This window comes from Mesorhizobium sp. WSM4935, from assembly GCF_029625735.1.
Classification (GTDB): Bacteria; Pseudomonadota; Alphaproteobacteria; order Rhizobiales; family Rhizobiaceae; genus Mesorhizobium.
This window is the reverse complement of sequence record NZ_JARTVR010000002.1, coordinates 65,918-78,462: the sequence shown is the minus strand read 5'-3', so window position 1 is coordinate 78,462 and position 12,545 is coordinate 65,918. Positions and strand designations below refer to the sequence as shown.

Here is a 12,545-nt window from a genome sequence, read left to right as displayed (position 1 = left end):
TTTTGTACCCATTGGGTCAATTCTGTGGTATGTAGGTGCCGCAATTCCACTGGAGAGACGCGGACGCCTGCCATGCAGGGTACGCCAGCGGGCTGGCGTGGCGCGGATCGTCCGACGTAAACGACGATCGGGAGGAAGTGCCATGCGCGCAACCGCGCTTTTCATCGTCTTGTCCGCTACGACCCTCTTTGCAAGCCCATCGCAGGCGCAGGACGCCGCCGCAGGCGAGAAGGTGTTCACCAAGTGCAAGGTTTGCCACGTTGCCGACCAGGATCAGAATAAGGTCGGCCCGTCTCTGCACGGCGTCATCGGGCGCACCGCGGGCACGCATCCCGGTTTCACCTATTCCACGGCCATGATCGAGGCCGGAAAATCCGGCATCAAATGGGACGAGCCTACGCTGACAAAATATCTTCACGACCCCAAGGCGATGGTCAAAGGGACCAAGATGGTGTTTCCCGGCCTCAAGAACGATCAGGACATAGCCAATGTTATCGCTTACCTGAAACAGTTCTCCAAGTAAGCAGCCCGCTCCAGCCCGGTCGGCGGTCGCCGGCTCGCCGACCGAAGCCGCCGGCAGTTGCGCTGCCGAAATGTCGCGTCCGCGCCGTCACGCCGGCAGCGCAAAGAATCCCAACACCAGCAGAATGACTATGCCAAGGCCGAGTATGAGTAGCGTCCGCGTGTCCATGATGTTCGCCTTCGACCGGGCGCATGACCCCGAAAATCGGGAAAGGATCAAGCGCCAATCAAAGTGATCCAGCGTCCTTTGCGCGCTCCAGAGGGCGCGCAGCGCTGTACAAGAATACCGCAAAAAAACCTCTGGAACCAGCATCCAGCCCTGGCCGGCCGCCGCACCCTTTTCCATTGAAAAGACGACAAATCGGGCACGAGGGAGTATGTTGGATGCCGGTGCAGGTCGCGGTTTGCGTGGCCAGCCATGCAAAGCGGAAGCACCGCGAATCCGCGACCTTGCCGGACCTGGTCTGGAGGAATGGTCATGGCAAGCTTTCACGTGATTGCAGGCGCCAGCGAAACGCTGGAGCATACCAGAGTGAGAAAGATCGGCATTTCCGATCTTTTCGATGCGCTCAGGCGCGGTGTCGACGACTTCATGGTCAAACCCTCGCACATCGTGTTCTTATGCATGATCTATCCGCTGGTCGGCGTGGTGCTTGCCACCTGGACATCGGGAGCAAACGCGCTGCCGCTGCTGTTTCCGCTGGTGTCCGGCTTTGCACTGATCGGTCCGTTCGCGGCGATCGGCCTGTACGAGATCAGCCGCAGACGGGAAGCCGGGCTCGATGCATCCTGGAGCCATGCTTTCGAGGTCAGGAACTCCCCGGCGCTGCCGGCCATCGCCGCGGTCGGGATCATGCTGTTTGCGATCTTCATCGCGTGGCTTTTGACCGCCAAGCTCTTCTATGAGTACCTGTTCGGTCCCGAGCCGCCGGCGTCGCTGTCCAGCTTCATAGCACAAATATTCGCCACCGGACGCGGCTGGACTTTGATCGTGCTGGGTCACGCCATAGGGTTCCTATTCGCCGTGGTCGTGTTGTGCACCACCGTGGTCGCGTTCCCGCTGCTGCTCGATCGCGATGTCGGCGCCTATGAGGCCATCCACACTTCGGTACGCGTGGTCCTGGCCAATCCCATTGTGATGGCCGTCTGGGGACTTGTCGTCGCCGTTGGGCTCATTATCGGCTCTTTGCCCATTTTTGCAGGGCTGGCCGTCGTGCTACCGATCCTCGGCCACTCCACCTGGCATGTTTACCGCAAGGTCGTAGAGCCGGCAGCCGCCCCCACAACGTCGACGTAAGCAGGCCCTGTCGTGACGCACCGGCGAAAGTCTCGGTGCGTCAGAAGGCCGGATGGCTGAAGCGCGCCTGGCGGGCGTCCATCGTCAGGTTGCGGAAATCTTTGCCGCTGACATGCACAAGCGTCTTGTGATCGCCGCCCTCGAAATAGATATCGGCGGCATCGCGCAGGCTTTCGTCCAGAATGACCGGCACATCATAAGCCGCACCGATCGGCGGTATGGCGCCGATGTCGCAATCGTCGAAAAGCGATACAACTTCGTCTTCGGAAGCGAGGCCGAGGCGCTTGTCCATGACGTCCTGCAGCTTGCCGAGTTCGATCCTGTGGGTGCTTGGCACCACGGCCAGTGCATAACCGAGTTCGTGATGAACGACCACGGATTTCGCCATGATGCTGCCGGGCACGTGCGCGGCAATGGCGGCCTGCCTGCTGGTGGCAGTTCGATGATGCCCAACGGTATCGTAGGGGATGCCCTTGCCGTCGATAAACTCTCTCAGTTTGTTTGCTATCGTCATTGTCCGCGTCCTTTGCTTGAGTTCACGGCGAGTACGCCAAACCAAAAATGGGCCGGCGGCCTGTTATTCAAGGCATCGGAGCCGGCCGTCCCGGCTGCTCATACTGCGGCTGGCCCGTATAGGGTGTCAGGGGCCAGGCCCGAAAAACGCGATACGGGTCAGCAGCGTATAGTCGGCCTCGAAGACCATCATCGCCACGAAAACCAGCACCAATATCGGCGGCAGGATGATTGCATACATCATCGCCAGCCGTTCCCAGGCCATGTGCATGAAGACGGCGACGATCAGTCCTGCCTTGAGCATCATGAAGATCAGGATCAGCGACCACCTGAGGTAGCCGTGGAGACCGAAATAGTCGACCAGATAGGAGCAGGCGCTGAGAACGAACAGCCACGCCCAGACCACCAGATAAAGCTTGATGGGGTGCTCCTGATGCGTCTCCGCCTTGGCGACGATCGCTCCGTCATGGGGATGCAGTGCGTGTTGTCCGAGACCGTTTGCGGTTGCTTCAGCCATGTCTGCCTCTCAACAAAGGCCACCTTCTCACCAAAGATAGAAGAAGGCGAAAATGAACACCCAGACCAAGTCGACGAAGTGCCAGTAGAGTCCCATGATCTCGACATTCTCGTAGCGGCCGCGGCGACTGGTGAAAAACCCGGGTCGTCCGATGTCGAAATCGCCGCGCCAGACTTTTCGCGCCACGATGATCAGGAAGATCACGCCGATGGTCACGTGAGTGCCGTGGAAGCCGGTGATCATGAAAAAGCAGGAGCCGAATTGCGCGGCTCCCCAGGGATTGCCCCACGGCCGGACCCCTTCGGTGATCAGCTTGGTCCATTCGAAGGCCTGCATGCCGACGAAGGTCGCGCCGAGCGCGGCGGTCAAAAGCATCAGGATCGCGGTCTTGCGGCGATCGCGGCGGTAGCCGAAATTGACGGCCATGGCCATGGTTCCGCTGCTCGAGATCAGAACGAAAGTCATGATGGCGATCAAGATCAGCGGGATCTCCGAGCCGCCGATGCGAAGGGCAAAGACCTCGCTTGGATTCGGCCAGGGCACGCGCGTGGACATCCGCGCCGTCATGTAGGAAAGCAGGAAACAACCGAAGATGAATGTGTCGCTGAGCAGGAAAATCCACATCATGGCCTTGCCCCAGGACACGTTCTTGAACGCGCGCTGATCCGAGGCCCAGTCGGCGGCGATCCCGCGCCAGCCGTCGGGGCGATTCAACTGGCCGGTATGCGTCGTCTCAGCCATCGCCTGCCTCCTAGGTTAGCAATTGCCGGCAAATGTCGATGAACGTCGCGGCCCAGCCGGCGAGCAGGGCAAAGATGGCCAGCCAGACGAAAAGCAGGAAATGCCAGTACATGGCGCAGAGCTCGACGCTGAGGCGCAGCCGCTCCGGCCGCGTTCCGTTCCAGGCGCCAGCGCTCGTCCTGCCAAGGCCGACCAGCCCGCCCAGTATGTGCAGGCCGTGCATCGCCGTGATCAGATAGAAGAAGCTGTTGGCCGGGTTGGAGGCCAGCAGGTAGCCGTCTTCGGTCAGTTGCCGCCAAGCCATCAACTGGCCGGCGAGGAAGGCGAGGGCGGTCAGTCCCGCCGTCGCAAGTCCAAGCCTGGCCATATCCACCTGGCCCCGCCGCGCGGCGACGACGGCGCATTGCAGCGCGACGCTGCTCAGGACCAGCACGCCGGTGTTGAGCCAGAGCAGGCGCGGCAGCGGCAGCGGCCGCCAGTCCGACAGGCCCATGCGCATGAAGTAGGCGCTGGTGAACAGCGAGAACAGGCAGCCGACGACGGCGAGGAAGACCCCGAGACCGATCTTGGCGGTGGGCAGGGCCGATCGGTCGAAGCCTACAAACTCCCCGGCCATGCCTTGCTCCAGCCACGGCTTCGCTGTCAGCCGCTGGTGCGAAAGCCACCAAGCGGCAAAGCCGGCAATCACCAACAGGAAAACCAGGATGACGCTCATGCCGGCTCCCTGGAGGGGCCGAAGGTGCCCGGCACATTCTGCGGGATGAAGTCTTCCTTGGCACCCGGCACGCTGTAGTCGTAAGCCCACCGATAGACGATCGGCAGCTCCTTGCCGAAATTGCCGTGTGCCGGCGGCGTCTCAGGCGTCTGCCATTCGAGCGTCGTTGCCCGCCACGGATTGCCGCCGGCCTCGCGGCCATGGCGGATGCTCCAGATAAGGTTGAACAGGAACACCATCTGGGCGAAGCCGACGATGAAGGCCATGATGGAGATGAAGGAGTTCAGATGGTGGGCCGATTCCGTCATGATGGTCATGTCGGTCAGTTCGGCGTAACGGCGCGGAATGCCCATCAAGCCGAGATAGTGCATCGGGAAGAAAATCAGATAGGCGCCGAGGAAGGTCACCCAGAAATGGAAGCGGCCGAGCGTCTCGTCCAGCATCCGCCCGGTGACCTTCGGATACCAGTGATAGATCGCGCCGAAGATCACCAGGATCGGCGCGACGCCCATGACCATGTGGAAATGTGCGACGACGAACATCGTGTCCGATAGCGGCACGTCGACGACGACGTTGCCGAGGAAGAGGCCCGTCAGGCCGCCATTGACGAAGGTGACGATGAAGGCGAGCGCGAACAGCATCGGTATGGTGAGGTGGATGTCGCCGCGCCACAGGGTCAGAACCCAGTTATAGACCTTGATCGCAGTCGGTATGGCGATGATCAGCGTGGTGGTGGCAAAGAAGAAGCCGAAATAGGGGTGCATGCCGCTGACATACATGTGGTGCGCCCAGACCACGAAGCTCAGCGCGCCGATGGCGATGATGGCCCAGACCATCATGCGGTAGCCGAAGATGTTCTTGCGCGCATGCGTGCTGATCAGGTCGGACACGATGCCGAAGGCAGGCAGCGCCACGATGTAGACTTCCGGGTGGCCGAAGAACCAGAACAGATGCTGGAACAGGATCGGGCTGCCGCCATTGTGCTGCAGCTGCTGGCCCATCTCGACGATTGCAGGCATGAAGAAAGAGGTGCCGAGGGCACGGTCGAGCAGCATCATCACGCAAGCAACGAACAGCGCCGGGAAGGCGAGCAGCGCCATGACGGTGGCGGTGAAGATGCCCCAGACGGTGAGCGGCAGGCGCATCAAGGTCATGCCGCGCGTGCGGCCCTGCAGCACCGTCACCACATAATTCAGGCCACCCATGGTGAAGCCGATGATGAACAGAATGAGTGAGGAGAGCATCAGGATGATGCCCCAATCCTGGCCCCCCGGCGTGCCGGTCATTATCGCCTGCGGCGGGTAGAGCGTCCAGCCCGCGCCCGTCGGCCCGCCCGGCGCAAAGAAGCTCAAGACCAGGACCAGCACGGCGAGCAGATAGACCCAGTAGCTCAGCATATTGACATAGGGAAAGACCATGTCGCGGGCGCCGACCATCAGCGGAATGAGATAGTTGCCGAAGCCGCCGAGGAAGAGCGCGGTGAGCAGGTAGATCACCATAATCATGCCGTGCATGGTGATGAACTGGTAGTAAGCCTCCGGAGTGATGAAGTCGAACGTACCGGGAAAGCCGAGCTGCAGGCGCATCAGCCACGACAGCACCAGGGCCACAAGCCCGATCGCGGTTGCCGTCGCCGAGTACTGGACCGCTATGACCTTGGCGTCCTGCGAGAAAACGTATTTCGTCCACCAGCTGTGCGGATGATAGAGTTCCATCTCCCCGACTTCGGCGGGCGGAACGGCATCTGCGGGTGTGACGTCGACCATGGGAGCACTCCGTGCCCTGTTCAGCGGGCCTCGAGCGTTTCGAGTTTTGCCGCGACGTCCAAACCGGACGCCATCGTCTTTTCTAACGGTTGGTTCGCCGAGCCCGTTTGCTTGGGCGCGGACAATTGCGCAAAGGTCTGTTGCTGGCCGAGCCAGGCCAGATAGTCTTGCTCGGTGTCGACCATGACCACGCCATGCATGAGCGGATGTCCCTGGCCGCACAGCTCGGCGCACAGAACCTGGAAGCTTCCGGTCCTGGTCGGGGTGAACCAGAAATAGGTGACCGAACCCGGGATCATGTCCATCTTGGCGCGAAATTCCGGGATGTAGAAATCGTGCAGCACGTCGATGGAGCGCAACAGGACCTTGACCGGCTTGCCTACCGGCAAGTGCAGGTCTGCAGCCTCGACCACGATATCGTCCTGGCCGTTCGGGTCGCCGGGTGCAATGCCAAGCGGGTTTTCAGCCGATACGTCGCGAGTGTCGGATGTGCCGAGCTTGCCGTCCTTGCCGGGCAGGCGAAAACTCCATTGCCATTGCTGGGCGACAACCTCGATATCGGCCGCCTCGCGTGGGACGTTGACGAAGTGGTTCCAGACGAACAGGCCAGGGACCAGCAAGGCGGTGACGCCGAGCGCGGTGCCCACCGTCAGCCATGATTCGAGCCGCTTGTTCTCGGGTTCGTAGGCGGCGCGGTTGCCTTCGCGGTGGCGGAAGCGGAACACGCAATAGGCCATGAAAAGTACAACGGCGGCGAAAACGACGCCGGTGATCCAGAAGCTGATGATGATGGTGTTGTCGATATAGTCCCAGTTCGACGCAATCGGCGTCCACCACCATGGGCTCAGGAAGTGGAACAACACCGAGCCCACGACGATCAAAACGAGTACAAGCGCGATGGCCATGTCCCGTCCTCCGGTATTTCATGGAAGCGCGAAGCATCCTCGGGGAAATACCAAGCCCATCATGCTTGATTTCCTGCTGAAATTCCAGAGCCGACTATCTGATGAGGCGACGATGTCCCGGCAATTCCGAAATGTCGGGCAAACGCCTCAAATCAGCAGCAGTCCCTTCATCGAAGCATTGCCCTTGCGGCCGATGATGATGTGGTCGTGCACGGCAATGCCAAGGGGCTTGGCCGTATCGATGATCTGCTTGGTCATCTCGATGTCCGCGCGGGAAGGTGTGGGATCTCCCGAAGGGTGGTTGTGCACCAGGATGACGGCGCTGGCGGAAAGTTCCAGCGCGCGCTTCACCACCTCGCGCGGATAGACAGGCGTGTGGTCGACGGTGCCTGTCTGCTGCACCTCGTCGGCGATCAGGCCGTTCTTCTTGTCGAGGAACAGGATGCGAAACTGCTCGCGGTTCTCGAAGGCCATGGCCGAGCGGCAATAGTCGAGCAGTTGCGTCCAGTTGGACAGGACCTCGCGGCCGCGCACCTCGCCGCGCGCCATGCGCTGGGCTGTCGCTGCGATGACCTTGAGATCGGTCGCGACCGTCGGCCCGATGCCTTTGACTTCCTCGAGCAAGGATGCCGGTGCGCCCAGCACCTCGGCCAGCGAGCCGAAGCGGGCGATCAGTGCCTTGGCGATGGGCTTGGTGTCGAGGCGCGGGATCAGCCGGAACAGCAGCAGCTCGAGCAATTCATAGTCGGGCAGGGCGTCCGGTCCGCCGGCGACGAAACGTTCGCGCAGGCGGTCGCGATGGCCGTGATAATGTGGCTTTTCCGCTGCTGCGGCTTTTTTCGGCGCCGTCTTGGGCGGCTCGACCCAGCCTTCGGAAAAGAATGCCCGCTCGTCCTCGACTTTGCCCATGTTCGCCCGCTCCCCCTCAGGCTTGGTCGAAGTTCTAGGCTGGCAGGCCGGGGCGGTCGAGCTTTTTCGGCGACAGCGTGAATATCTCGCAGCCGCTGTCGGTGACGCCGATCGTGTGCTCGTACTGCGCCGACAGCGAGCGGTCGCGCGTGACCGCCGTCCAGCCGTCCGACAGAACCTTCACATGCGGCCGGCCGAGATTGATCATCGGCTCGACGGTGAAGATCATGCCGGGACGCATCTCGACGCCTTCATTGACGGTGCCGTAATGCAGGATGTTCGGCGCGTCGTGGAAAAGCTGGCCGACACCGTGGCCGCAGAAATCGCGCACCACCGAGCAGCGCTCGGCCTCGGCATAGGTCTGGATCGCGGCGCCGATAGCGCCGGTGCGGGCGCCGGGCTTGATTGCGGCGATGCCCCGCATAAGGCACTCGTAAGTCACTTCGAGCAGGCGCTCGGCGGCCCGCTTGATCGTGCCCACCGGATACATGCGCGAGGAATCGCCGTGCCAGCCGTCGAGGATATAGGTGACGTCGATGTTGACGATGTCGCCTTCCTTCAGCGGCTTGTTGTCGGGAATGCCGTGGCAGACGACATGGTTGATCGAGGTGCAGGACGACTTGGTGTAGCCGCGATAGTTAAGCGTCGCCGGCAGAGCGCCGTGGTCCATGCCGAACTCGAAGACGAAGCGGTCGATCGCTTCCGTCGTCACGCCGGGCTTCACCATCGGCACGAGCTCGTCGAGGCAGCGCGCGGTGAGATCGCAGGCCCTGCGCATGCCGGCAAAGCCTTCCTCGCCATAAAGGCGGATCTGGCCCGTGTTTCGAAGGGGCGCGGTGGAGGCGTCGAGATAGGTAACCATTCTTGTCCGTTTGCCGGCGAGGGCTCCAACGGAGCCGAATGCGAAAATCTGCTCCAGATTTGGCACCGGAAGCCGCAAGGTTCAAGGACGAAGTGCGATTGCGGCCTCCATTACGGCTTTCCTTCGCCCATTCCATCGGTTAGGTCGGGTTGTGGTATCCGGAGATAGTCTTGACGGCGCCTGAACCCAAAAGATCGAAGCTGCTGCCGGTCAGGACCGCTTTTGCGGGCCTGATGGCGCTGCTGATGCTCGCGCTGCTCAGCTTCGCCCAGGCAGAAATCTCCGCATCAGCCGTCTCGCTCCAGGGCCCCTCCAGCATCAGCGCCGCCCGCCAGGGCGACACGATCGCGCTGCTCAGGACGACCGGCAAGGCGCAGGCCCTTGAGGTCAGGGCCAACCGGCCGCTGCCGATAAAGCTCGTCGGCGGCAATCCCGGCGCGCTCGAGCCCCCGGCCGATTTCCTGGTTATCGGCCGAGCGTTGCCGGCCGAGATCGGCGTCACGCCCGCGGCGGGAATCGCGACGCCTTCGCGCACCAACCAGCCACGCGCGCCGCCCGCCACATAAGGCCTTAGCCGCAAGGCGCGGCATCCAAATCAAAATATCTCTTCGCGTCGCGACCCGGCGACGGCCGCTGGCCGTCCGCCGGTCGCATGCGCTTCAGTTTGGATTTTCTTCAATGCAACGCATCAAGACGTTCAAGACACTCACCCGCGCGGCTGCCGCGGCCGCGTTTCTGGCGGTTCAGGCGGTAATCTGCATCGGCACCGTCTACTGGGCCGTCGCCGCTACCCTTCGCATGGAAGGAACGGCGGCGATCGTGCTCGGGGCTATCTTCGCGCTGCCGTCCGCCTATCTGCTGATGGTGGTTGTCCGCATGGCCTATGACGCCGAGACTGACCCGGCCAACGAGTAGCGCCGACGATATCGAACAAGAGCAGGGCAGGGCGGCGCGGGTTGCGTCGTCCTGTCACATAATGGTTATCCTGCGGCCTTAGTCAGGTTTTCCAACCCCGGCGCTCGCCGGACTTTCCTCAGCTTGATCAACAACAGGTATTTCCATGCGCCAGATCGTCCTCGCCGCCCTATTGCTGGCATCTACCGTGGCGGGCGCCGCCGCCGACAGCACGCTGGTGCTCTATACCAGCCAGCCGAATACCGACGCCCAGCAGACTGTCGACGCCTTCATGGCCAAGAACCCGGGCATCAAGGTCGACTGGGTGCGCGACGGCACGCCGAAGATCCTGGCGAAGCTTCATGCCGAGATCGAGGCCGGCCAGCCTCAGGCCGACGTGCTTCTGATCGCCGATGTCGTGACGATGGAAGGCCTGAAGAAGGAAGGGCGGCTGCTTGCCTATCCGGAGGCCAAGGTCGACGGCCTCGACGCCGCGCTCTACGACAAGGACAAGACCTATTTCTCGACCAAGCTGATTACCACCGGCATTGTCTACAACACCAAGGCGCCTTTCGTGCCGACGAGCTGGGAAGACCTGAAGAAGCCCGAGGCCAAGGGCCTGATAGCGATGCCGAGCCCCCTGACCTCGGGCGCGGCGATGATCCACACGGTGACGCTGACGGGCAATTTGCCGGAGGGCTGGGACTATTACGGCGCGCTCGCCAAGAACGGCGCCCAGGCCAGCGGCGGCAACGGCGACGTGCTCAAGGCCGTCAGCGGCGGCGACAAGCTGTTCGGCATGATCGTCGACTATATGCCGATCCGTGAGAAGGCCAAGGGCGCGCCCGTCGAGTTCGTGTTCCCGAAGGAAGGTGTGTCCGCCGTCACCGAGCCCGTCGCGATCCTCTCCACCGCCAAGAACAAGGACGCCGCCAAAGCGTTTGTCGACTTCCTCTTGTCGAAGGACGGGCAGGAAGTGGCGGCCAAGATGGGCTACATCCCGGCTCGCGCCGACGTCGCGCTGCCGGCCGGCTATCCTGACCGAGCCTCGATCAAGGTGCTGGACTATGATGCGGCCGCCGCGCTCACCAACGATGCGCAGAACAAGGAAAAATTCAGCGCGGTGATGAGCCAGTAAGCGCGCGGAAGGCAAGTTTGGCCTCCGCGGAACATCGCGTCGCCGGGTCGAACCCCGCGTTGCCGCGGGCAGGCGGCTTCGCGCTGTCTTCCCCGGTATCCGGCCAGCGCCTGTCGGCGCTGGCCGTGCTCTCCGTCATCGCGGTGCTCAGCCTGCTGCCTATGGCGCGTCTCGTCCTTGCGGCGATCGCGCCCGGCGGAGAGGTCGATTTAGCCGCCTTCGCAGGGCGGCTTGCCAGCCCCGCCGCGCTCAAGGCGACCTGGCACACGCTGGATACGGCCTTCCTCGGCGCGCTGCTGGCGCTTTGCCTCGGCATTCCGTTCGCGATCGCGGTGACGATGACCGATCTGCCAGGGCGAAAGATCCTCGGCTTCCTGCTGCTTCTGCCGCTGATGATCGCGCCGCAGGTGACGGCGCTCGCCTGGCTGCATCTCTTCGGCCCGTCGAGCACGCTGCTCGGCATGCTTGGGCTGGCGCCTGCGCCTGGCAGCGGCAATCCGATGCTTGGCCGTGGCGGCATCATCCTCCTCTATGGCGTCCAGCACGCGCCGATCGTCTTCATCACCATGCGGGCAGGGCTATCACGCGTGCCGCGCGATCTGGTCGAGGCGGCGCGGTCTTGCGGCGCACGGCCGCTCGGCGTGCTGCGGACCGTCGTGCTGCCGGTCGTGCGGCCCTATGCGGTGGCCGCCGCCGCCCTTGCCTTCGTCTCGGGTGTCGGCAATTTCGGCATACCGGCTCTGCTCGGCATGCCGGCCAATTATCTCACGCTGCCGACCTTGATCTATCAGGACCTGTCGAGTTTTGGGCCGAGCGTCTTGCCGCAGATTGCGGCTTTATCGGTGCTGGTCGGCGCCCTGGCGCTTGTCGGCATGGTCTTCCAGTCGCTGGCCTTGCGGGGCGCCGGGCATCGCGTTGTCGCCGGCACGCCCGCGCGGTTCGAGCTCGGCCGCTTCCGACTGCCACTTGCTTGCGCTGGTTGGCTGGTCATCGGCCTGATCCTCATTCTTCCGGCCTGCGCGCTGCTGGCGACGTCGCTGGTGCCGTCCTTCGGCGTGCCGCTTGGTCCGCGGACGGCAACGATCGCCAACTATACGGAAGTTCTGGTCCGGCAGGCATCCACGGTGCGAGCCTTCCGCAATTCGCTGCTCTTTGCCGGCGGCGCGGCTCTGATGCTTGCCCTTGGGGTCATCCCGATGGCCGCACGGCTCGAGCGTTTCGACAAGCGCTTGCGGCGCGTGCTCGGCGGCATCGTCGACCTGCCTTACACGATCCCCGGCGTGGTGCTGGCGATCGCCTGCATCCTGCTTTTCCTGCGTCCGCTGCCGCTGATCGGCAGCCTCTATGCGACCGCGTCGATCATCCTGGTCGCCTATGCGATGCGCTTCCTGACGCTGGCGATGAAACCGGTGACGACGGCGGTCGGGCAAATTCCCCGCGATCTCGATGAAGCGGCGGCGGTGTCCGGCGCGGGTCCGTTCCGGCGGCTCTGGACGATCACGGCGCCGCTTGCTGCGCCCGCGGCCGTCGCGGGCGGGCTCTTGGTGTTCATGAGCGCCTTCAACGAATTGACGGTCTCGGCGCTGCTGTGGTCGAGCGGCAAGGAGACGCTCGGTGTCGTACTGTTCAGCCTGGAAGAGGCAGGGCTCGGCACACAGGCGGCGGCCATCGCGGTGTCCACGATCGTCGTCGTGGTCGTGCTGCTCTTGGCGCTCGATCGGCTCGGACGCCGTCTGCCGGCTGGGATATTGCCCTGGCGATAGGGC

At 63.0% G+C, this 12,545-nt stretch carries 14 protein-coding genes; 6 read left to right on the top strand and 8 right to left on the bottom strand.

All coding sequences use genetic code 11. From position 1 onward, the window contains the following. Positions 1 to 142 precede the first annotated feature (142 nt). Positions 143 to 523 carry a cytochrome c family protein gene (locus P9273_RS04670; protein ID WP_278047855.1) on the top strand — a complete coding sequence of 127 codons (381 nt, stop codon included), beginning with the start codon at positions 143 to 145 and terminating at the stop codon, positions 521 to 523. 477 nt (positions 524 to 1,000) lie between these two features. Next, positions 1,001 to 1,819 carry a DUF2189 domain-containing protein gene (locus tag P9273_RS04665; RefSeq protein WP_278048380.1) on the top strand — a complete coding sequence of 273 codons (819 nt, stop codon included), beginning with the start codon at positions 1,001 to 1,003 and terminating at the stop codon, positions 1,817 to 1,819. Positions 1,820 to 1,859: 40 nt separating this feature from the next. On the opposite strand, the gene P9273_RS04660 is transcribed toward P9273_RS04665, so the two are convergent. The 8 genes from P9273_RS04660 to map form a co-directional block, all read right to left on the bottom strand. Next, positions 1,860 to 2,333, bottom strand: coding sequence for an aminoacyl-tRNA deacylase (locus tag P9273_RS04660; protein WP_041004194.1), 474 nt, complete (start codon positions 2,331 to 2,333; stop codon positions 1,860 to 1,862). 126 nt (positions 2,334 to 2,459) lie between these two features. Then, positions 2,460 to 2,849 (bottom strand): cytochrome C oxidase subunit IV family protein, encoded by a 390-nt coding sequence (locus P9273_RS04655; RefSeq protein WP_041004196.1) that lies wholly within the window; start codon positions 2,847 to 2,849, stop codon positions 2,460 to 2,462. A gap of 27 nt (positions 2,850 to 2,876) precedes the next feature. Continuing rightward, positions 2,877 to 3,590 (bottom strand): heme-copper oxidase subunit III family protein, encoded by a 714-nt coding sequence (locus P9273_RS04650; protein ID WP_041004199.1) that lies wholly within the window; start codon positions 3,588 to 3,590, stop codon positions 2,877 to 2,879. Positions 3,591 to 3,600: 10 nt separating this feature from the next. Further along, positions 3,601 to 4,305 carry a cytochrome c oxidase subunit 3 gene (locus tag P9273_RS04645; protein ID WP_278047854.1) on the bottom strand — a complete coding sequence of 235 codons (705 nt, stop codon included), beginning with the start codon at positions 4,303 to 4,305 and terminating at the stop codon, positions 3,601 to 3,603. After that, on the bottom strand, positions 4,302 to 6,071 hold the full coding sequence (gene ctaD, locus P9273_RS04640) for a cytochrome c oxidase subunit I (RefSeq protein WP_041004203.1): 1,770 nt from the start codon (positions 6,069 to 6,071) through the stop codon (positions 4,302 to 4,304). The genes P9273_RS04645 and ctaD overlap by 4 nt, the downstream gene beginning before the upstream one ends. Positions 6,072 to 6,091: 20 nt before the next feature. Beyond that, positions 6,092 to 6,976 (bottom strand): cytochrome c oxidase subunit II, encoded by an 885-nt coding sequence (locus tag P9273_RS04635; RefSeq protein WP_278047853.1) that lies wholly within the window; start codon positions 6,974 to 6,976, stop codon positions 6,092 to 6,094. Positions 6,977 to 7,123: 147 nt separating this feature from the next. After that, entirely contained in the window at positions 7,124 to 7,885 is a 762-nt protein-coding gene (gene radC, locus P9273_RS04630; RefSeq protein ID WP_278047852.1) for a RadC family protein, read from the bottom strand. A 34-nt stretch (positions 7,886 to 7,919) separates the two neighbouring features. Continuing rightward, positions 7,920 to 8,747, bottom strand: a complete 828-nt coding sequence (gene map, locus P9273_RS04625) for a type I methionyl aminopeptidase (protein WP_041004380.1) — start codon at positions 8,745 to 8,747, stop codon at positions 7,920 to 7,922. 170 nt (positions 8,748 to 8,917) lie between these two features. Between map and P9273_RS04620 the strand changes: the two genes are divergently transcribed. The 4 genes from P9273_RS04620 to P9273_RS04605 all read left to right on the top strand — a co-directional run bounded on the left by P9273_RS04620 (position 8,918) and on the right by P9273_RS04605 (position 12,542). Then, positions 8,918 to 9,313, top strand: coding sequence for a hypothetical protein (locus tag P9273_RS04620; protein WP_278047851.1), 396 nt, complete (start codon positions 8,918 to 8,920; stop codon positions 9,311 to 9,313). A 112-nt stretch (positions 9,314 to 9,425) separates the two neighbouring features. After that, positions 9,426 to 9,662 (top strand): hypothetical protein, encoded by a 237-nt coding sequence (locus P9273_RS04615; protein ID WP_278047850.1) that lies wholly within the window; start codon positions 9,426 to 9,428, stop codon positions 9,660 to 9,662. Between the two features lie 145 nt (positions 9,663 to 9,807). Then, a complete protein-coding gene (locus P9273_RS04610) occupies positions 9,808 to 10,779 on the top strand; it encodes an ABC transporter substrate-binding protein (RefSeq protein WP_278047849.1) in 972 nt (323 codons plus the stop codon). Positions 10,780 to 10,940: 161 nt separating this feature from the next. Next, positions 10,941 to 12,542 (top strand): ABC transporter permease, encoded by a 1,602-nt coding sequence (locus tag P9273_RS04605; RefSeq protein ID WP_278048379.1) that lies wholly within the window; start codon positions 10,941 to 10,943, stop codon positions 12,540 to 12,542. The last annotated feature ends 3 nt before the right edge of the window (positions 12,543 to 12,545 follow it).